Annotated in this window: 23 protein-coding genes and 1 riboswitch; of the genes, 7 read left to right on the top strand and 16 right to left on the bottom strand. The window is 63.9% G+C overall.

From position 1 onward, the window contains the following. Positions 1 to 154: 154 nt before the first annotated feature. Genes GGR89_RS19915 through copM form a run of 3 tightly spaced genes read left to right on the top strand, consistent with a single transcriptional unit; the run spans position 155 to position 1,207 of the window. Positions 155 to 505, top strand: coding sequence for a DUF3147 family protein (locus GGR89_RS19915; RefSeq protein WP_018251229.1), 351 nt, complete (start codon positions 155 to 157; stop codon positions 503 to 505). Between the two features lie 5 nt (positions 506 to 510). Next, positions 511 to 825, top strand: coding sequence for a hypothetical protein (locus GGR89_RS19910; protein WP_206379108.1), 315 nt, complete (start codon positions 511 to 513; stop codon positions 823 to 825). Next, the gene (gene copM / locus GGR89_RS19905; protein WP_050794225.1) at positions 812 to 1,207 is read left to right on the top strand and encodes a CopM family metallochaperone; all 396 of its coding nucleotides are present in this window, start codon (positions 812 to 814) and stop codon (positions 1,205 to 1,207) included. Before GGR89_RS19910 ends, copM begins: the two co-directional genes overlap by 14 nt. Before the next feature lie 418 nt (positions 1,208 to 1,625). On the opposite strand, the gene GGR89_RS19900 is transcribed toward copM, so the two are convergent. The 3 genes from GGR89_RS19900 to GGR89_RS19890 are packed head-to-tail and all read right to left on the bottom strand — an operon-like array spanning position 1,626 to position 7,269. After that, positions 1,626 to 4,862, bottom strand: coding sequence for an efflux RND transporter permease subunit (locus tag GGR89_RS19900; RefSeq protein WP_018251231.1), 3,237 nt, complete (start codon positions 4,860 to 4,862; stop codon positions 1,626 to 1,628). Further along, positions 4,859 to 6,013, bottom strand: a complete 1,155-nt coding sequence (locus GGR89_RS19895) for an efflux RND transporter periplasmic adaptor subunit (protein ID WP_007406857.1) — start codon at positions 6,011 to 6,013, stop codon at positions 4,859 to 4,861. Before GGR89_RS19895 ends, GGR89_RS19900 begins: the two co-directional genes overlap by 4 nt. Then, positions 6,010 to 7,269, bottom strand: coding sequence for a TolC family protein (locus GGR89_RS19890; protein ID WP_007406848.1), 1,260 nt, complete (start codon positions 7,267 to 7,269; stop codon positions 6,010 to 6,012). The genes GGR89_RS19895 and GGR89_RS19890 overlap by 4 nt, the downstream gene beginning before the upstream one ends. A gap of 195 nt (positions 7,270 to 7,464) precedes the next feature. Here GGR89_RS19890 and GGR89_RS19885 point away from each other — a divergent pair, with 195 nt between their 5' ends. Next, positions 7,465 to 7,677 carry a hypothetical protein gene (locus tag GGR89_RS19885; protein WP_043058994.1) on the top strand — a complete coding sequence of 71 codons (213 nt, stop codon included), beginning with the start codon at positions 7,465 to 7,467 and terminating at the stop codon, positions 7,675 to 7,677. A 152-nt stretch (positions 7,678 to 7,829) separates the two neighbouring features. Here GGR89_RS19885 and GGR89_RS19880 read toward each other — a convergent pair whose 3' ends face one another. Further along, positions 7,830 to 8,021, bottom strand: a complete 192-nt coding sequence (locus GGR89_RS19880) for a DUF1289 domain-containing protein (protein ID WP_037569978.1) — start codon at positions 8,019 to 8,021, stop codon at positions 7,830 to 7,832. Then, on the bottom strand, positions 8,021 to 9,145 hold the full coding sequence (locus GGR89_RS19875; protein WP_007406849.1) for a nickel/cobalt efflux transporter: 1,125 nt from the start codon (positions 9,143 to 9,145) through the stop codon (positions 8,021 to 8,023). Before GGR89_RS19875 ends, GGR89_RS19880 begins: the two co-directional genes overlap by 1 nt. Positions 9,146 to 9,282: 137 nt before the next feature. Between GGR89_RS19875 and GGR89_RS19870 the strand changes: the two genes are divergently transcribed. Both GGR89_RS19870 and GGR89_RS19865 read left to right on the top strand, forming a co-directional pair. Next, positions 9,283 to 9,552, top strand: a complete 270-nt coding sequence (locus tag GGR89_RS19870) for a metal-sensing transcriptional repressor (protein WP_007406864.1) — start codon at positions 9,283 to 9,285, stop codon at positions 9,550 to 9,552. A gap of 68 nt (positions 9,553 to 9,620) precedes the next feature. Beyond that, a riboswitch (yybP-ykoY riboswitch) is annotated at positions 9,621 to 9,791 on the top strand. A gap of 43 nt (positions 9,792 to 9,834) precedes the next feature. Next, positions 9,835 to 10,359, top strand: a complete 525-nt coding sequence (locus GGR89_RS19865) for a manganese efflux pump MntP (protein WP_241217812.1) — start codon at positions 9,835 to 9,837, stop codon at positions 10,357 to 10,359. A gap of 57 nt (positions 10,360 to 10,416) precedes the next feature. On the opposite strand, the gene GGR89_RS19860 is transcribed toward GGR89_RS19865, so the two are convergent. From GGR89_RS19860 to GGR89_RS19820, 9 genes are all read right to left on the bottom strand, one after another. Continuing rightward, complete coding sequence (locus GGR89_RS19860; protein WP_018251238.1) at positions 10,417 to 10,614, bottom strand: hypothetical protein; 198 nt, start codon at positions 10,612 to 10,614, stop codon at positions 10,417 to 10,419. Beyond that, complete coding sequence (locus tag GGR89_RS19855; RefSeq protein WP_018251239.1) at positions 10,611 to 10,928, bottom strand: DUF7673 family protein; 318 nt, start codon at positions 10,926 to 10,928, stop codon at positions 10,611 to 10,613. Before GGR89_RS19855 ends, GGR89_RS19860 begins: the two co-directional genes overlap by 4 nt. A 20-nt stretch (positions 10,929 to 10,948) precedes the next feature. Continuing rightward, entirely contained in the window at positions 10,949 to 11,602 is a 654-nt protein-coding gene (locus GGR89_RS19850; protein WP_125972930.1) for a hypothetical protein, read from the bottom strand. After that, positions 11,599 to 12,534 carry an ArdC family protein gene (locus tag GGR89_RS19845; RefSeq protein WP_042469543.1) on the bottom strand — a complete coding sequence of 312 codons (936 nt, stop codon included), beginning with the start codon at positions 12,532 to 12,534 and terminating at the stop codon, positions 11,599 to 11,601. Before GGR89_RS19845 ends, GGR89_RS19850 begins: the two co-directional genes overlap by 4 nt. A 439-nt stretch (positions 12,535 to 12,973) precedes the next feature. Then, positions 12,974 to 13,597, bottom strand: a complete 624-nt coding sequence (locus tag GGR89_RS19840) for a hypothetical protein (RefSeq protein ID WP_056432825.1) — start codon at positions 13,595 to 13,597, stop codon at positions 12,974 to 12,976. Between the two features lie 207 nt (positions 13,598 to 13,804). Beyond that, complete coding sequence (locus tag GGR89_RS19835; RefSeq protein WP_018251243.1) at positions 13,805 to 14,638, bottom strand: DUF3800 domain-containing protein; 834 nt, start codon at positions 14,636 to 14,638, stop codon at positions 13,805 to 13,807. A 122-nt stretch (positions 14,639 to 14,760) separates the two neighbouring features. Next, complete coding sequence (locus tag GGR89_RS19830; RefSeq protein WP_206742422.1) at positions 14,761 to 15,003, bottom strand: hypothetical protein; 243 nt, start codon at positions 15,001 to 15,003, stop codon at positions 14,761 to 14,763. Positions 15,004 to 15,040: 37 nt separating this feature from the next. After that, entirely contained in the window at positions 15,041 to 16,030 is a 990-nt protein-coding gene (locus GGR89_RS19825; RefSeq protein WP_018251245.1) for a caspase family protein, read from the bottom strand. 13 nt (positions 16,031 to 16,043) lie between these two features. After that, entirely contained in the window at positions 16,044 to 16,415 is a 372-nt protein-coding gene (locus GGR89_RS19820) for a TIR domain-containing protein (RefSeq protein WP_018251246.1), read from the bottom strand. On the opposite strand from GGR89_RS19820, the gene GGR89_RS19815 reads away from it, so the two are divergent. After that, entirely contained in the window at positions 16,390 to 17,067 is a 678-nt protein-coding gene (locus tag GGR89_RS19815) for a hypothetical protein (protein ID WP_125972932.1), read from the top strand. The genes GGR89_RS19820 and GGR89_RS19815 overlap by 26 nt on opposite strands. Positions 17,068 to 17,086: 19 nt before the next feature. Here the strand turns inward: GGR89_RS19815 and GGR89_RS19810 are convergent, their stop codons facing one another. Both GGR89_RS19810 and GGR89_RS19805 read right to left on the bottom strand, forming a co-directional pair. Beyond that, positions 17,087 to 17,689 (bottom strand): hypothetical protein, encoded by a 603-nt coding sequence (locus tag GGR89_RS19810; RefSeq protein WP_018251247.1) that lies wholly within the window; start codon positions 17,687 to 17,689, stop codon positions 17,087 to 17,089. After that, positions 17,686 to 18,009, bottom strand: coding sequence for a hypothetical protein (locus GGR89_RS19805; protein WP_170172305.1), 324 nt, complete (start codon positions 18,007 to 18,009; stop codon positions 17,686 to 17,688). The genes GGR89_RS19810 and GGR89_RS19805 overlap by 4 nt, the downstream gene beginning before the upstream one ends. Between the last annotated feature and the right edge of the window lie 270 nt (positions 18,010 to 18,279).

The raw sequence follows: 18,279 nt of genomic DNA, 5'->3' as shown, positions 1-18,279 counted from the left end.
CCTTGGCCTGGTCCCGCGAGGAACCACGTTCATTCTCATCAAGTGGATCGGGAGGCTTTACCGCATCGGGTTTCGCGCATGGCGTCGCAACGGGGGGAAGTGGCGCTGGGCCGCATCATCAAGATCCACCGCCACAAGGTAAGCGAAGCATCCTATGTACTATCTTGCAGTCAAGGCCATCGTCTCGGGCATACTAATCGCGGCAGCGTCGGAAGTGGCGAAGCGCTATCCCGGGTTCGGAGCGCTGATTGCGTCGCTACCGGTCGTCTCGGTCCTTGGCATGATATGGCTGTGGCACGACCGGCCTGATGCGATGAACATGGCGGCCCATGCGCAGGCGACCTTCTGGTTCGTACTCCCCTCGCTGCCGCTATTCCTACTGATACCAGTCCTTTTGCGTCACGGAATTGGCTTTTGGCCAGCCTTGGCCGCCGGATGCTGCCTGACCGTCCTGCTCTATATCGCGATGGTTCTCGCACTCCGGCGCTTTGGCATCGCTTTGTGATTTCCATGAACAACGAGCGGGTGAACAGAATGACAAACCTCAAGGAACGCGCGCTCATTGCCGCTGTCGCGACCATCGCTCTGACTGGATGCGGACTGATTAAACCACGGGATGCTGGCTATTTCCGTTTCCACGCGGAAGAGGCGAGGCTGGTTGTCACCCGCTGCGAGCGGGGCCAGGAAACCGGCAGCGACTGCGAGGCCGCGGCCCAGGCCGTGGCCGAGCTCGATGCGGCTGCGCGCCGGCAACCTCCGGCCAGAGCCGGACGCCAGCGCGGACATGATGCTACACTGGAGAAGGAACGTGATGATCGGAATTAACGGCACGCTCGCGCTGATGGTCGCAACGGCCGCTGGACTGACGCCACCTGCTGCGAGCGCACAGCACGCTCAACACGGTACGAGCGTGACCCGGGGAGCTGATGCGGGAAAGCGGGCCGACACGCCCGCAACCAGAGCCTACCGGGCCGCGAACGCCAAGATGCATGGCGCTATGGACGTGGCCTTCACTGGTGATGCCGACGCCGACTTCATGCGCGCGATGATCCCCCATCATGAAGGCGCGATCGCGATGGCCGAGATAGAATTGAGGTACGGGCGCGATCCCGCTGTTCGCCGGCTTGCAGCCGAAGTAGTGGCGACGCAGCGGCGCGAGATCGCCGAGATGCGGGCGTGGCTTGCCCGGCGCGAAACCCGCAAGTAGCGGCCCGAAGCCTTACCGCCGTCAATGATGGCGGCGGTAATGCCTCGGACGGGAATGACGATCATAGTGCCGATCGCGCACGTAGTGGCGAGACTGGTATCGCGGAGAGTCGGCATAATAGCCGCCACCATAATAGGGCTGCGCATAGCCATAGCCGTGATTTGACACGACCACACGTCCATGTCCGCCGTAGCTACCATGACCTGTGGAATGACGGCCACCATGGTGCTGCGCCATCGCAGTACCAGGGACCAACGAAGCCAGCAGCCCCGCTGCAATCCAAAATGTCTTACGCATGTCTACTCTCCTACCATCGGACGATAGGATCGAACGACGGCGTATTTGATATTAGGGCTTCTACTTGAACCGACACTGAACTTGATGCCGGTCAACGATACCAGAACGTGCGCATGTAGACTCAAATCTGGGCCTTTGTGGTGCCGACAGTCGAACCTTGTGCCTTTGAGCCTCTCAATCGCATGGACAACGCTGTGATGGCTGGCAGGACAAGAAGGGTCAGGATTGTCGATGTTATAAGCCCCCCGATGACGACCGTTGCGAGTGGGCGTTGCACTTCTGCTCCTGTGCCGGTCGCAAGCGCCATCGGCACGAAGCCAAGAGACGCGACCAGCGCGGTCATCAGCACCGGACGGACGCGCTCCATTGCGCCGCCCACGATCGCATCGTCGTCGGCCGCACCGTCTTCGCGATACTTTCCGATCGCACTCATCATCACGAGGCCGTTGAGGACGGCAACGCCCGATAGGGCTATGAACCCGACCGCTGCGGTGATCGAGAAGGGGATACCGCGCAGCAGCAGCGCAAACACGCCCCCTGCGAGCGCCATCGGCACCGCCGAGAACACGATCGCCGCCGACACGAAGCTGCCGAGCGCCATGTAGAGCAGGGCATAGATCGCGATAAAGCAGATCGGCACGACGATCAGCAGGCGCAACCGAGCCGATTGCAGGCTCTCGAAGGTGCCGCCCCACTCAGTATACATGCCGGCGGGAAGCTGCATCTGGCCGATCCTCGCCTGTGCTTCGTCGACGAACCCGCCAAGATCGCGCCCGCGGACGTTGATCTGCACGACCACCATCCGCTTGCCATTCTCGCGACTAACCTGGTTCAACCCCTGCGTGTAGTTGAACCGGGCGACCTGGCTGAGCGGGATCGAGCGCGCCACCTGACCCTCGGCAGTGGGCAGCATCACCGGGATCGACCCCAGTGTCTCAAGGTCATCCCGTTGCGCATCGGGGAGGCGGACCACGACGTCGAACCGCCGGTCTCCCTCGAACAACAACCCGGCCTCGCGCCCGCCAAGCGCAGCCGAGACCGTGTTCGCCACCTCCTCAACCGACAGGCCATAACGGCCCGCCGCTTGCCGATCGATCTGCACGTCGAAGGTCGGCGCGCCGGACGTCTGTTCGGCACTCACGTCACCAGCGCCCGGGATGGTGCGCATGACGGAAGCGATGCGCCGCGCCTGTTCGCTCATCGCGTCGAGGTCATCGCCGTAGAGTTTGATCGCGACGTCGGCGCGAACGCCGGCGATCAGCTCGTTGAAGCGCATCTGGATCGGTTGCTGAATCTCTGTTCGGTTGCCGATCAGCGGTTTCATCCGCTCCTCGATGCGGCGAAGGATGTCCTCCTTGCTCTTAACCTCCGCCGGCCACTCGTCCTCTGGCTTTGGAATCACATAGGTATCCGACGCATTGGGCGGCATCGGATCGGTGCCGAGATCGGCGTTGCCGTTCTTAGAGAAGACCAGCGCCACCTCCGGCAGCGTCTTCAATGCATTCTCGATCTGAAGCTGCATCTGTGTCGACTGATCGATCGACGCCGATGGCACGCGGAAGTTGGTGACGGTTATGTCCTTCTCGTCGAGCTGCGGCATGAACTCCTCGCCGAGCAAGCCAAAGCTCAGCACTGCCGCGACGAACACGCCGACACCGCCCAGAATGAAGGGCATCGGCCGAGCTACGCCCCTGCCCAGCACGGGGGCGTAGCGTTCCTTGAACCAGCGGATCGGCTTCACTTCCGTCTCGCTGACCCGGCCCTTGACGACGATCGCGATCATCGCGGGAACGAAGGTCAGCGACAGGACGAAAGCGGAGGCGAGCGCCACCATCAACGTGATCGCCATCGGCGCGAACGTCTTGCCCTCAACGCCCTGGAAGGTGAGCAGCGGCACGAAGACGAGGAAGATGATGAGCTGACCATAAACGGTCGGCCGCACCATCTCCTTGGCCGCGAGTGTCGTTTCCTCCATCCGCTCGTCGCGGGTGAGAAGCCGGCCTTCATGCTCCTGGCGCTCGGCGAGGCGGCGAAGCGCATTCTCGACGATGATGACGGCGCCGTCGACGATCAGCCCGAAGTCGAGCGCTCCAAGGCTCATCAGGTTGCCCGATACGCCCAGCCCGTTCATGCCGGCGGCCGTCATCAGCATAGTGATCGGGATGACCGCAGCGGTGATGAGCGCGGCGCGGATGTTGCCGAGCAGCAGGAACAGCACGACGATGACGAGCAGCGCGCCTTCTGTGAGGTTCTTTTCGACCGTCGCGATCGTCGCGTTGACCAGCTTGGACCGGTTGTAGACCGGCTCGGCGAACACGTCGGGCGGCAGCGCCTTGTTGATCTGCGTCAGCTTCTCGGCGGCATCGGTCGCGACGATGCGGCTGTTGTCGCCCACCAGCATCAGCACGGTCGAGATGACCGCTTCCGATCCCATGCGACTGCCGGATCCGGTGCGGACCGCACCGCCGATCACGACCTGGCCCACGTCCTTGACGCGGATGGGAACGCCGTTCCGGGTTGCCACGACGGCTTCCTGAATGTCATCGATCGATTTGAGGCGAGCATCGGCGCGGACAAGGAAGCTCTCGCCGGCACGGCGGACGTAATTGGAGCCGGCAGAGAGATTGGCCCGCTCCATCGCGTCCGCCAACTCCGTCACCGACAGCCCATAGCTAACGAGCGCGTTCAGGTTTGGCTCGATCAGATATTGCTTCACATAGCCGCCGTTGGAATCAACCCCGGCGACGCCGCGCACGGCGCGCATCTGTGGGCGGATGATCCAATCCTGCACCGTGCGGAGATATGCCGCCTTCGCCAGCTCGGTGGTCAGGCGTTCGCCCTCGGGCGTGAGATAGCTGCCGTCCGACTGCCAGCCCGGCTTCCCATCGACCGTCTTCAAGCCCTTGCCGTCGGGGTGACGGAAGGCGACCGAATAGAAGAAAATCTCGCCGAGCCCGGTGCTGAGCGGTGCTAGGATCGGCTGCGCGTTGGAAGGCAGGCTGTCGCGCGATTGTGCGAGCCGTTCCGTCACCTGCTGGCGCGCGAAGTAAATGTCGGTGCGGTCGGTGAAGACCGCCGTTACCTGGCTGAAGCCGTTGCGCGAGATGGAGCGGGTCATCTCAAGCCCTGGGATTCCGGCCAGCGCCGTTTCCACCGGGAACGTCACCTGCTTTTCGATGTCGACCGGCCCAAGCGTCGGGGCGAATGTGCTGATCTGGACCTGTCGGTTGGTGACGTCGGGCACAGCGTCAATCGGCAGCTTGGTGATCTGCCATAAACCAAAGCCAATGACGACGAGGGTCAGGACGGCGACAAGCCATCGCATCCGGACCGAAAGGGAGAGGATGCGGCCGATCATTCCGCCGACTCCTTCTCGATCTCCGCTTTGAGGAGAAAAGCGTTGGTGGTGGCGATCTGCGTGCCGGCGGCGAGGCCGCCGGTGATCGCCACCATCCCGCCTGATCGGCTGCCGACCTGAACCGGCTGTGCGCGGAAGCCTTGGCCGGTGCGGACGAACACTACGGTATCGCTGCCAAGCGTCTGCACCGCGTCTTGCGGCACCATCACGCCACTCTTGGCGGCCCCGCCGCTGGCGAGGATACGAGCCTGCACAAGCTGGCCCGGGGCGAGTGTGCTGCCGCCAGAGGTCGGCGTGATGACGACGGTCGCGGTCCGCGATTGCGGATCGACGACGCCGGTCGACGAACGTACGCGGCCCTCGATCTTGCGGCCATCGGTGGTGGTCAACTCCACCCTGTCACCTTCTCGGACCCGGCCTGCATCGGCGGGGGGAACGCTAGCCGTGATCTGAAGCCGGCGCGGGTCGGCGACGCGGAACAGCTCGGTTTCAGCCGCGACGAACTGGCCGAGATTGGCACCAGCATTGGTGACGCGCCCCGAGACGGGGCTGACGACCGCAACCGATCGGCCGTCACCTGATACGCGGGCAGCGCCTGCGGCGGCGCTAGCGCGCCGGGCATCGGCCTGGGCGACCGCCAGATTGGCTTGTGCGGCTTCATAGTCAGCGCGGGGGGTGACGCCCTGGGCAAGCAAACCGCGTTCGCGTTCGAGCTGGCGAGCGGCGAGAGTGACGCGCGCGGACGCGGCCGAGCGATCGGCTGCGATCTGCGAAGCATCGCGGCTCTCGACCAGAGCGAGCGTCTGGCCGGCTCGCACAAGATCGCCGATGCGGACCATGATACGGCTGACCGTGCCCGGTGCGCGCGCGGTCAGCACCGCCTCGGCGTCGGGCGTCGCCTCGACCGTAGCGGAGGCAAGGATCGCGGCGTCCAGCTCGCCGGAGGCCGCCGGGGCTACAGTGATCTGCGATGCCGAAAGTGCCTGCTGCGTCATCGCGACCGTGTTCGACGGCTTGGCTGGCGCTGCGGCCTCCGTAGGAGCAGGGGCAGGGGCGGGCGATTGGGTGAGGCGCGCAGCGCCGAATCCAAGCGCGGCGGCAGCGACCAGGCCAATGGCGGCGCCGGTGTAGAGGCGAGTTTTATCGGTCATTGCACCGCTTCTCCGGTGATGGTGAGGCCCTGCAGACGGGCGAGATTGGCGCGGGCGTCGAGGCGCGCTGCGGCGGCATCGAGGATGAGGCCGCGGGCGACTCCGAGATTTTGACGTGCGGCGAGCAGTTCGATCAGCGGGCTTTTACCTGCCTCGTAAGCGATGCGGGCGAGGCGGTAGCCTTCTTCGGCGGTTGTCAAAGTCCGCTGCGCGGCAGCGGCACGAGCGTCGGCTGCCTCGACCAGCGCTAGACCAGCGCGTGTCCCGGCCTCGGCTTCGAGCCGGGCCGCGGCGGCGCGCGCTTCTGCTCCTTGCAGCTCAGCGCGTGCCGCCGCGATGTTGCCCTGGTTGCGATCGAAGAAGGGGAGCGGGACCGATATGCCGGCGACTAGGGCAGGGCCGCTCGCGACGCGGAGTTGACGCACTCCAAGCTGCGCAGTGACGTTCGGAATGGCGAGGCGCTGTTGCACCGTCACCGCCCGCGCAGCGGCGTCTTGTTCGGCTTCCGCGACCCGCACCGTCGTCGCCTGCATCGCGTCAATGGGACCGAAAGCCGGCTTGGCATCGAGCCGATCGAGGAGTGACTCCGAAAGACCGGTGAAGGGGGTGGTCATACCGGCGAGCGCCGAAAGACGTGCCAGCGCGACCGTCTTGAAAGCGCGCGCGTTTTCGAGGTCGGCCTGAAGCGTGTTCAGTTCGGTTTCGGCCTGCACTTGCCGGAGACGGGCTTCCTTGCCGGCGCCGACCAAAGCGCGGGCAACCCTCAAGACATCGGTCGCCTGTTTAACCTCTTCTTCGGCGATGGTGATGCGACGATCGGCGATTTCGGCACCAGCATAAGCGCGCGCCAGCTCAGTCGCAAAGACGAGACGGCCGTCACGATCGCGCGCCTTTGCCGCAACGATCCCGGCTTCACCGGCGGCGATCCGAGCGGATCGCTTGCCGCCCAGTTCGACAGGCTGATCGACCTGGAAAGTCGTCTGTTGTTGATTGCGCGCATTGCGATCGTGGTCGCCCACGAAATTCTCTGCATAGACATTGATCGAGGGGTTCGGTCGGGCGCGCGCTTGTAATGCCAAGCCGCGTGCTCGGGCGACGTCTGCTTCTAGCGCCAGGACGCGCGGCACATCACGCGTCTGATTTAGAAGCTGTGCAAAGGGGGGTGCGGTCTGCGACCACGCCGCACCTACGGGCGATAGCGCCGCAAAGGCGCCGGTCAGCGCAACGGTGCGCGACCGGCGAAAACTGCCGTTCATAGTGCATGATCCTCTAGGGTAGTCAGTCGACGCGCGCGGCGTCGGCGAGACTCAACCGCGAGGCGGACGCAGAAGCTTAGATGGGTCGATCCCGCTGGGGAGCGATGGAGTTAATATCGACCACACGCGAGCGGCGACGATGGCCGCAACCGGCGCAGCCCTCGCGCCATCGAAAGCAACCCAGTGGCCTGCGGCGTGGGCAAGAAGGTGAGCTGGCCCGTCGCCGTCGGCCTGCTTTGCCGGAGCCTGATCGTCATGATCGATCATAACCGCATGGTCGTGATCGTCATCAGAATGGGTATCGACCATGGCGACTTGAACCGGGCCGTGATCGTGAACCATGGCGCTATGCCATCCCGATACTGCGACAAGCCCGAGGACAGCGGCCAGCGCCAACACGACTCCTAGGATCGCAACAGAGGAACGCTGCACCGCCATCATTTGCAGCGTAAGCCGACGCAAAAAACGGGGCAAGGAAATCACTTGCCGGTCAATTCGAGCGTTCACGCTATTTCAGCCTGCTCGACATTATACCAGCGCCTTGGCGGCGAGACACGACATCAGGACGTGCCCCCCTTTGCGGAACGGTCGGTCAGCTTTGCCAAGCGGTGTGGCAGGTCGCTCATGACGCGGCGTGCATCACCAGGTCGCAGGTTACGCCAACGCCGGACCTCGTCGCGCGTGCGGCCACACCCCCGGCACCATCCGGTGCGGGCATCGAAACCACATAGATCGACGCAAGGCGATCGCATCAGATCGCGCCGATCCGACTGAGGCCTTGCAAGCCGGAATAGGCCATGTAGCCCGCGATCACGAGCATCAGGCCCGCCGACGCATAAGGCGCCTTGCGCGCGAAGTCGCCGAACCCTGACCAGCGCTTGCGGATGTGCGTGACGCTGAGCGATGCGATGACGCCGGCGCTGACCATCGTCACGGCAAGGCCGACGCTGAACGCGCTCACCAGCACGACACCGAGCGCGAGACGCTTGAGCTGGAGGCAGAGCAGGAGGACGGTGACGGCTGCGGGGCAGGGGATCAGCCCGCCCGTCAGGCCGAACAGCGCGATCTGGCCGGTCGTTACCTGACGATCGGCGAACCGGCGGCTGATATCGGCGGCGTGGGCGCGCTCATGCGCGTTCATGTAGGCATCGTCGCCCGTGACCTTCAGTCCATCATGCCCGTGGCCGTGATCGTGCCCGTGTTCGGCGAATGTGAGGTCGTAGTCATGGCTGTGGCCGCCGTGGCCCAGCGAGACGCGCGCGTTGAAGGCGTGCGGTTCCGGGATCTCCTCGACGCTTTCGATGTAATCGCCCCGATCGACGAAGCGGAATGTCTGCGAACGGCCTTCGCCGCGATCCGTTGTGAGGATAACATCCGCCGCTTTCCAGCCACCCTTGGCAAAGCTCGCCCGCCAGCGCGGCGGCACGCCATCCTCGAAAATCTCCAGACGCATCATGCCGTGGCCGGTGTCGATCGTGCGGATCTCGTCCTCGCCGTGATGGTGGTGGTGATCGTGCGCGGCTTCGGCCTTCTGATCGGCACGCGTGCGCCAAATCATCCATAGACCGATGCCAAGAACGATGACGGCCGAGCCGAGCAGGAGGTAAGGCTCGGTCGTTTCGGTGTTGATGCCGCGCCCGAGATATTGCCCGCCAAGCGCGATGCCCCACACGATCGCGGTGTGCGAAAGCGCCGCGCACAGGCCGAGCAGGACGGCTTGGCCAACAGTGCCACGCACTGCGATAATAAACGCAGCCATCATGGTCTTGGAATGGCCGGGCTCCAGCCCGTGCAGCGCACCGAGCAGCAGCGCGGTCGGGATGAACAGCCAGAGATTGGAGCTGCCCTGTTGAACGAGTTCGGCGAAAGAGGTCATGGTGCGTCCCGGCAAGCCCGGCGGTCGCGACCGATCGGACGTGAAGTTCGGGCAGGTCCATATCCCCCCATGGGGATAGAGTCTATCCCCCCGGGGGGTTGCTCGACAAAGTTCGTCCGTTTGTCTTATAGGGTGACATGGCCCATTACGATCATTCCAATCATCCCGCGATCATCAAGCGGCTCAACCGTGCGACCGGGCACCTGAAAAGCATCGTCGGGATGATCGAAGAGCAACGGCCGTGCGTCGATATCGCGCAGCAGCTTCAGGCGGTGGAGAACGCGATCGCCAGCGCCAAGCGCGCGCTCATCAACGATCATATCGATCACTGCTTGGTTCACGCCGAAGAGGGCGAGGGGACAAAGGTGGCGGTGGAGCAGTTCCGGGCGATATCCAAATACTGGTGATCGCCTAATCGGACAGGGTTGATCGGATTCGGCTTGTACATATGCCCCCCAGGGGATACGGGCGTCTCACTCTTGGGGAGTAGCTACCCGCTGTTGCGGGGCCATCGTCAACATCCTTGAACCTTCCGGTTCGTGGCGATGGCAGCAGATTTTGATCTGCCCGGCGAGACCAACGATGCGCTACCTCTCTCGTGGCCGGAGGTGGATTGCGTCGTTCGGTTGACGGCCCTTGGACGTATATCAATGACGGGTTTGCTAACGCTCGGCGCTCTTGGCGCCAGCTTGTCGGTCGACGCCTTCGCTGCGGCGGTGGGGAAGGGTGCGACCAATCAGCGCAATCGTTGGCGCGATGCCTTACGTGTCGGCGCCGTGTTCGGCTTCTTCGAGGCGATCACGCCGGCGATTGGCTGGGCGATCGGCCTGGCGCTGAGCACTTGGATCGCGGCAGTCGATCATTGGATAGCCTTCTTCCTGCTTTTCGGCGTCGGCGGGCATATGATCCATGCAGCGACGAAAAGCGACGTGGACGCGGGTCAGCGCGCTCAGACCGGCGTGTGGCGACTGGTCGTTACCGCGCTCGCCACCAGCATCGATGCAACGGCGGTGGGTGTCAGTCTCGCGGTCATGCAGGTCAATATCCTGACCGCGTGCCTCATCATTGGCGGGATCACCACGGTCGTCGCCACGATCGGCGTCATGCTCGGCAAGCACGCGGGACGGTATATCGGCCGCTATGCAGAGATGCTGGGCGGGCTGACGCTCATCCTCATCGGCGGCACGATCCTCTACCAGCACCTCACCGCCTGACCTCAAACCAGCGCGCCGCTTGCTCGCTTGGCGGGGAAGCGGCGCGCGATTTCGCAGCTAGTCCGCGATAAAGCTGCCGCGTCCTCCCCGGAACGCGCCGACGACATTGCCACGATCCCAATGGCCGGACAGGATGCCGCGCCGGGGGATGCTTCCGACCGGCTTGCGGCGCGCGGCGAGTAGCCGCGCGCGGCGTGTATCGCGATCGATGGGCAAGCCCGTCATGATGTCGATGGCGGTGCGCAGCGGGGTCATGCGGGCCGCCACTGCTCGACCAGCGCCGCCATCGCGTCGCGGTAGCCCCAAGCATCGGGATAGACGGACGGCTCGGCCGCCAGATGCGCCATGACGATGAGCATGTCTTCCGAGATGCCGGGATCGCAATTGCAGAGGTGAAGGACCGGAAAATGGCCCCATGCACTGCCGTCCCACCATGCCAACAGGAAGTCGGCCGCACGCGAGGCTTGGCCGGTATCGGACCCGGCGACGACGATCAGGCGGGCAATGGCCTCGCCAACGTCCTCGAAGCTGACAGCCCGGATTGCGGGGCGGCGTTGGGGTGGGCTCATGACTATTCGCTTCTGCTCCTTCAAGCGTGGAAGGGGACGGGGACCAACAGCGCATCATCGATCGGCTCGACGTCGCGCAGCTCCACCATCACGATCTTCTCTACCCGCTCGGCGCCGGCCGGATCGAGATAAACATAGGTGTGGCCTGCAAACACCGGGCTGCACAAGCGCCAGATCACGCCTTTCCGACCGATGCGGCGTTCCGCGCGCCCGTCATAGGATGCGAAAGCGCCCGCAATCCGGACCCGCTGCGCGATCCGCAGCCAATTGGCTGCGCCGTCGATGACGACGGCCAGTTCCTCCGGCGAAAGAGCCGGTCGGCCGATGCCGAACGTCGCTTGGGGATCGCGCGCGATCCGGGACAGCTTCTCCTCGACCGGTTCCGGTTTCCAGTCGCTGACTGGCCCGGGGGCGGCCTTGTACATATGCGTTACCGGCTTCCCGCCGAACAGGTCGGGTTGTACGCCGACAAGGCGGCGGTGGAACATCGCCTTGTGATAGTCGCGCCGCCATTGCGCTTCGGGGGTCAGCGGCTTCGCATTTGGGCCATCGCGCATGATCGCGACCAGCTCGTTAAACTCCTCCTCGCTCACCGTGGCGACGCTCGGGTCAAAGACAATGCGCGCCGCCACGCCCCGGCCCCCGTCGGGGCCGGGATCGTCGGCGGCGGTCACGCCGCCGCCTCCAGTTCGGGCGCTGTCTCGACCGCCATGCGGCTCAACAGCCAGTCGGACGCGTCCTGCGCGAGCCGTGCGGCGGTGAAGATGCACTTCTTGTCGTTGCGGAGCGCTTGAAGCCAGTTCGCCAGATAGGCGGCGTGGTCCTCGCGATCGTGGAGCTTGATGCCGATGGTGGCGCTGACGAACGCGGCCCCAAGCTCGGCGACCAGTTCCTCGCGAGCATAGTCCTCGCGCTTCGTGGAAATGAGGGAGGGGCGGGCAAGGCGGTCAACGTGCCCCGTCGCATGGCAAAGCTCGTGCGCTAGGGTCGAATAATAGTCGTCGCTGGTGTGGAAGTCGGCAAACTGCGGCATGACGACATGATCGCCGCTCGGCTGATAATAGGGCTGGGAACCGAAGTGCTTGAGGGTGACGGGCACGCGGGCAAAGAGCGTGTCCAGTTCGGCGTCGCGCTGGTCGGGATTGGTCGCGGTGATGACGGGCAAGGGGGCAGGATATTTCGCCTCGATGCCGTCGATCTGCTCGGCATTGAAGACGGTGTAGCGCTTGAGGAACGCCACCTGACGCTTGCCATCCTCGCCTCGCTCTGCGCCCTCCTGTGCCTTGCTGTCGGCGTTCACCTCGATCTTGTTGGCATAGACGACGGTTGAGCCCTTCTCGCCCTTGCGGACGCAGCCGCCGAGCGCGAGCGCCTGCTTGAAGGTCAGCCAATGCGGGGAAGCATAGCCCTTCGTCATGGCGGCAACCCAAAGGGTCAGGACGTTGATGCCGCGATAGGGAACCCCCGTCGAGCGCAGCGGGATGGTGGGTGCGGTGCTGCCGTTCCACGATTTCGACCAAGGCCGGGTGCCCGCCTCGATCATGGCGATCATCTGATCGGTGATTTCCTGATAGATGTCGGCCCGGTTGTCGGTGATCCGTCCCATGATTGTCTTCCTTTCCTCTGAGGCTGAAAGCCGGTCGCAACAGCAACCGGCTCTGCCTTTCCGGCGAGGAACGGGATGGGGAGGGAGGGCGAGAATCTACCGCTGGCGCGGGCGAGCCGCCCTAGCGTGGCCGACGCCCTGCAGGGCGTCGAGTGCCACGCTTGGCGGATTACACGGGCGGTCGATTGTCGTTCGGGAACGAAAGGGCAGCCGCCCTTGGTGTTCCCCGGCGCTGGATGGCCTCCGGGGGAGGGCAGCGGCGCGAACGGGCTTACGCCGCGCCCTAGGCGCTTCGATCAGGTGTGCCACGTGGCACACCTTTCACGCGAGGATCGTCACCCAATAGGGCCGAGACGGCGGTACGGCGGCTTGGTCGGCGCAGAGAGCGAAAGGAGCGGTGCTTGCAGGGTCGCACCCGGCTTCACGCTGATCCTAGACGTTAGCGTTCTGTAGCAACCCTGTTGAATAGAGCGCCATCTATAAGCTGGATCTCTGCCGTTTTGAGGGGCCGCACACCCTCTTTGGTGAGAACCCATGTCATGTCGTTGGATTGCCCCAGCGTGATACCTGACACCTGCTTTCCTTCGAGATGGTAAATCCACACCTCCCCTCGGGTGATGTTACCTATGCGGTCTTTCGCTCGGATCGTACCTGCAACATGGCCAGCGGCGACCACAATGAGGATGACAATGGTCCCGCACCCCACCCGAGCCATAAACAATGTCAGAGGATCAAAAAACGGCGGCCTATGCGATGCAGCCCTGGCGCGGTCGAAGAGCTTGCCGGCAATCAAAGTAAGCGCCGTCACGATCAGCAGCGGCAGGATCGCTGTAAGCCACGCGCCGGTTGTGGTGATAATGGCACCGAGGCCCTCCACCGCAACTGCAATGTTCGAACCGCCAAGATTGGTCGGATCGATGGCAAAACGGCCGAAATAGGCCTGTCTGTAGGTCCACCCGGCAAAATAGATGGCCGCTAATATGGTGGCGATCACGAAGGCGGAGTCAAACGCCTTGGTGACGAGTTCACGCGGTGAGGAAGATGTTCCAGGGCCTGCGGGCATTTGTCCTCCTTACGGGAATGGCTTTGCGAAGCGGCGTATAGATCCCACGTACACGGGTGGCTGGATCGTCGAGCTGACGAACGCGGCCCCAGCTCGGGAACCAGTTCCTTGCTGGCGTAGCTGTGCCACGTGGCACACCCCTCTTCATCGCTGGAACGATGCGTCCGACCCGGCCGAGTGATATGCCGGCGGATTGACCCGCCGGAGTCAGGCCGGCGTGTCGTCGTTGCCCGGTGCAGGCTGTGCGAGACCTGTATCGACGACGGCGGGTAGGGCTTCCACCGTTTCGACCTCGGTAGCGGCCGTTTGCAGGCGGATCGAGCTTCGCACCGATGCCGCGTCGAGCCGGTCCTGAAAGTAGGTCTGCGACCAAGCCATGTCAGCCCATTCGTCGGGGCGCGCCTGATAGGCGCCGACGCGGCCGACCAGACCACATAGCCAGTCGGCGCACTGGCATGTCTGGTAGCGTTCGCTCTCGACTTGGAAGGGCGGCTCGATGATGCGACGCCGGGGGGAGGGGCCACCATACATGGCTTGGCTCGCGCGAGTCAGGATGGCGTCGCGATCCTGATGCTCGTCCATGACGATGACCATATCGGCGTCGTTCTGATCGGCATATTGGTTGAGGCGCTTCATCGCCTCGCCCAGGACCGTGAGGTAAAGCGCCTGCGCCTTAAACTCCGCGACGGGGCGGTTCTTCTCGAGGCCAACGTAGAAGACATGCCCGCCGCTTGCGCGGATCTTGTTGAGGATGCGATTGGCCGCCGTGCGAACCTGCCGGTATTTCTCGACGTTCATGCTGGTGAAGAGGGCCGAGCCCTTCTTCTCCCATGTCGCGGGATGCTGGCCGCTTTGCCCGATCTCCCAAGCCAGCATGTTGCATTTGAGCTGGTAGAACCAGGTCGAGAATTGCCGCACGGATGAGTAGGGGAGGATCATGCCCCCGAGCCCGAAAACGGGACTGTCATTGTAGGCGGGATCGTCGCGCGCGACATACGGGCCGATGTGGCCAAACTCGTCGAGATAAGCGAAATACAGCATGCAGGTCCCCAGAATCGCGAAAGCCCACGCTAAGCGTGGGCCTCGGAATTGGGGCAGCCCGTGAGCCGCGTCCGTCAACAGATATGAGCGATGAGCCTGGTGTTGTCAAGAACGGACGCTGATTACTCCCCTGAGCGAAAGGCGTCCTCAATGATGGGCAGGTATCGCTCCACCTGCTCCTTGTCGCTCTCCTGCTCATCGGCGGGAAGATCGGCATAGTCGGTCGCAATCTGCTTTTCCCAGCGTTCGACAAGATCGGCGGGGATCAGCAACGAGCCGTCCTCCTGTTTGGTCGCCTTGCCGTGCATGTAGCGCTGCCAATGCGACCAGCGCTCATGTTCGATCGCGGCGAGGCGTTCGACCAAGGTCTTACGGGCGTCAGCGGCGAGAGGCTTTGCCATGTTAGATCAGCCCGCTTTCCACCAGACTTCGATAATGCTCGCCCAATACAGTCAGCTCGCAGGCTTTGCTGCCCATCGCTGCGTGCCACATATGCGGTGCATCGACGGGGCGCACGAGGTTGACCCTCACATACCGTTGGAGCACCGCGAATATCGCGGTTTTCTCCGGGTCCGGCGGTGGAATGGAGGGGTCGTTCTTCTGCTCCTCCGACCGCTCGGGCTCAAATGCCGGATCGAGAGGGAATTGGTAAGTGGCGGTCGGAAAATGCTTCGCCAGCGCCTGAAGATCGGTCAGCGCGATCGGGGGTGCCGCCTTGCGCAGCGACACGAAGGTTTTGACATTCGTCTTGAACACCGGGCGCTGCTTCCACGGCCCAAGCGACTGGTCGATATGAGCATAGACGCTGCCCGGCGTGACGTCGCCCAGCAGGTTGGCGGCGGCGCCGCCGAGCGCGTCGACGAACAGGCTGGTGAACACGCCGGCACCGCCCCCTTCGACCTCCATCGCATATTGCTCGGCGGTGGACGCTGTGAGGATGGTCATGCCGTCGCGGATTTCCGCAGCGGGATGGGTGGGACGTTCCCCGGCAGCGCCACTATGGCAGCTATCGAGGATGATGATCTTGTTCTTCGCCCCGGAATTGGCAGCGAGCGTCATGATGTCTGAAAGCGGCAGGCCATCGTCGCCGCTGCGGCTGTCGCTGGTGCAGAGGTAGCCGCCGGTGTCCTCGATGAAGCCATGCCCGGCGAAGTAGAACAGGGCGATGTCCGCGTCGTCGGCATAGAGTTCGCGGACAGCCGCCTTCAGCTCCTCGCGATCGACCAGATCGCCGGGACCGGTGCCGGTCAGGAGCTTAGGTGTAGCGAAGTTGACGGTGCCGTCGGCGTGGCGCTCGAGCATGGCCTTCACCGAGTGCGCGTCGTTCACGCACCCGCTGAGGTTCCCGATTTTCTCGTAATGGTCGATACCGACGATCAGGGCCTTGCGCACCGTCGCCTCCGGCTCAGAGTGAATCGATGAAGTTGGTGATGTTGGCGTCGCTCCAGGCAACGGTGCTGACGCCCGCGATCGAGGCGCGATCATCCTTATAGGCGTAGATGCCTTGGATCGGCTTGCCCTCTTCCTGGGCGCACTGGATTTCCCACTTCTGGCCCGTCGAGGCTGCCGAGTTCTTGCTGACCAGAACGATCACACCATGCGAGCGCTTGATCCGCGTGCGGACACGATCCTTCCAGTCTTTGTCGTATGGCTCCTTCACCGACATATCGATAAACTCGAATGGCTGCCGCGGATGGAGCGACTGCCCTTTGAGGAAGTCACGCTGCCGTTCATCCTCGATGGCGAACGCGATGAAGAGCACTTTCTTATCAGCCATTTCCAACATCCTCCATTATGGTTCTATTTCGATAATGAATCAGCGAACGCCCGACGACTTTAAGCATGAGCTGCAAGCTCTGGATACCGCCCATGCTCAAAACGAAGCTGCACGCGACAGCTTTGTTGCACTTGCACACACGGCGCTATTTGCCGCTTCTGTGTCATTTGTAGGAAGCGCGGTTCCGCTTGCCAAGGCGGTGTGGCCGTATGCCTTGGTTGCCGGATGGGCGATCGATGTTTTGGGGCTTCTTGCCCTGACGGTGAGCTTCGCGACGGCGCGTAAGGCGGTCGATGCGCGGCGAGCTGCCCTCTACGACGATATCCCGCCGGTAGCGGCTTGGTCCGAACGTCTCAACGGGTTCGCGCTATGGTCATTTCCCGCCGCTCTTCTATGTTTGTTCTCTTTTGTCACAGCGAACGTGGTCAGTATCAATGAGCGAGAAGCCAGCCCCTCCGCCAGCACCGCCGCCATCCCGATCGGGCGGATCGAGGGGGATAGCGCCGCCGCCACGCGCGCCGTTGCCGCCGGGGGGCGTGTCGCAGCCTCAAACGGGCGTTGTTCCGGCGCCACGGGCTCCGGTCGCCCCACCACCGCCGCCGCCGCCTCCGGCGCCTGCCAAGAAGTAGGTTGCGGCGCACCGCGCAGATAGGTGTGCCACGTGGCACACCTCATCGTCGTGTAAGGCGATCCAGTTCGGCGTGGGTTCGGGCGGTGCGCGCTGCGCCACGATTGGCCGATAGGGCGCATAGCGCGGCAAAGGCGACGAGGCCGCATCCGATCAGCGTGAAGGTGCGCGCGTCCCCGTCATCGCCCGACAGGAAGACCGCTCCCAAGCCGATGACGAGCAGGATCAGGCTGAAGCAGATCTCCGTCGCGACGCTGGCGAGCGGGGTGGGAAGGTCGCGCAAGCGGATGCCCCGCGTCTGATTATGCCAGTCGCGGACCAGCATGGGGCAGTCCGGAATGGGCTCGCATACGGCACGAACGCGGTCGCCGACGGCCAAGGCGATATAGTCGCTCGCGCACAGCTTGAGCGTGTGGCCGTTGACCTCGAACAGCATCGCGAACTCGCGGGAGGTATTCACGAAGGTATGCGTCTCCGCGCGGGTCAGGCCGGTCCGGTGGATCGTATCACCGGGATGCGAAATGGGCACGGCGGGGTCTGCGCGGTGGGTCGTGTGTTGGGTCACGCTTACGTCGGTCGTGTCGTGAAAACCGATGATATACGAGACCGGCCCTTCGATGGCGACGAACCGTTGCTGCTTCCTCATAGCCAACGTCCTTGCAAGGCTGCGTCAAACTCGACGGCCAGCGTGACGGCGCCGGCGACCAGCGCGGCGAGCGCGAACAGCGCGAGCCGCGCCCGGATGCCGGGGCGCAAGTCGTGCGTGATGGCGATGGCGGCCCCGATCGCCACCCCGAGGATCAGCGCTGGCCCCAGCTCGTAGAGGACCAGGCCGGGAAGGCGGTTGGGGAGCAGGTAGGGGAAAGCACGGATGAGGCGACCGGCCAGGACGGCGCCGACGACAAGGGACAGCGCCATGCCCCAACGGCCGATCAGGACGGCGGCGGGAGAACCGCGCTCAAGCATTGGAGCGGTTCCCCGCATGAGCAACGCCTGCCCGCGAGGGCGGCCCTTTGTGGCCTAGTCTGATCGTCACCCGCACGGGCGGAAACCCGGCGACGGGGTTCCGCGGAGCGGCGTGGCACACGCCAGCGCAGTAGAGCACGGGCCGGCGGCAGGCCTCGCTTACTGCTTGATCGTCCCTAGGGTCAGGACCCATTGATGTGGGAGGCGCGATCTGATTCAGGCTCCGTGAGGAGAGAGTGGATGAGCGACCTGTACTGGCTGACGGATGAG

This window comes from Sphingomonas trueperi (assembly GCF_011927635.1).
GTDB classification, from domain to species: Bacteria; Pseudomonadota; Alphaproteobacteria; order Sphingomonadales; family Sphingomonadaceae; genus Sphingomonas; species Sphingomonas trueperi.
This window is presented reverse-complemented; position numbering and strand designations above follow the sequence as displayed.

Coding starts and splice junctions, on each gene's coding strand:
- GGR89_RS19915 (WP_018251229.1), top strand. CDS start 155: ATGTACTATCTTGCAGTCAAGGCCATCGTCTCGGGCATACTAATCGCG.
- GGR89_RS19910 (WP_206379108.1), top strand. CDS start 511: ATGAACAACGAGCGGGTGAACAGAATGACAAACCTCAAGGAACGCGCG.
- copM (WP_050794225.1), top strand. CDS start 812: ATGATCGGAATTAACGGCACGCTCGCGCTGATGGTCGCAACGGCCGCT.
- GGR89_RS19900 (WP_018251231.1), bottom strand. CDS start 4,862: ATGATCGGCCGCATCCTCTCCCTTTCGGTCCGGATGCGATGGCTTGTC.
- GGR89_RS19895 (WP_007406857.1), bottom strand. CDS start 6,013: ATGACCGATAAAACTCGCCTCTACACCGGCGCCGCCATTGGCCTGGTC.
- GGR89_RS19890 (WP_007406848.1), bottom strand. CDS start 7,269: ATGAACGGCAGTTTTCGCCGGTCGCGCACCGTTGCGCTGACCGGCGCC.
- GGR89_RS19880 (WP_037569978.1), bottom strand. CDS start 8,021: ATGCGATCGCCTTGCGTCGATCTATGTGGTTTCGATGCCCGCACCGGA.
- GGR89_RS19875 (WP_007406849.1), bottom strand. CDS start 9,145: ATGACCTCTTTCGCCGAACTCGTTCAACAGGGCAGCTCCAATCTCTGG.
- GGR89_RS19870 (WP_007406864.1), top strand. CDS start 9,283: ATGGCCCATTACGATCATTCCAATCATCCCGCGATCATCAAGCGGCTC.
- GGR89_RS19860 (WP_018251238.1), bottom strand. CDS start 10,614: ATGACCCCGCTGCGCACCGCCATCGACATCATGACGGGCTTGCCCATC.
- GGR89_RS19855 (WP_018251239.1), bottom strand. CDS start 10,928: ATGAGCCCACCCCAACGCCGCCCCGCAATCCGGGCTGTCAGCTTCGAG.
- GGR89_RS19845 (WP_042469543.1), bottom strand. CDS start 12,534: ATGGGACGGATCACCGACAACCGGGCCGACATCTATCAGGAAATCACC.
- GGR89_RS19840 (WP_056432825.1), bottom strand. CDS start 13,597: ATGCCCGCAGGCCCTGGAACATCTTCCTCACCGCGTGAACTCGTCACC.
- GGR89_RS19835 (WP_018251243.1), bottom strand. CDS start 14,638: ATGCTGTATTTCGCTTATCTCGACGAGTTTGGCCACATCGGCCCGTAT.
- GGR89_RS19815 (WP_125972932.1), top strand. CDS start 16,390: ATGAAGAGCACTTTCTTATCAGCCATTTCCAACATCCTCCATTATGGT.
- GGR89_RS19820 (WP_018251246.1), bottom strand. CDS start 16,415: ATGGCTGATAAGAAAGTGCTCTTCATCGCGTTCGCCATCGAGGATGAA.
- GGR89_RS19810 (WP_018251247.1), bottom strand. CDS start 17,689: ATGAGGAAGCAGCAACGGTTCGTCGCCATCGAAGGGCCGGTCTCGTAT.
- GGR89_RS19805 (WP_170172305.1), bottom strand. CDS start 18,009: ATGCTTGAGCGCGGTTCTCCCGCCGCCGTCCTGATCGGCCGTTGGGGC.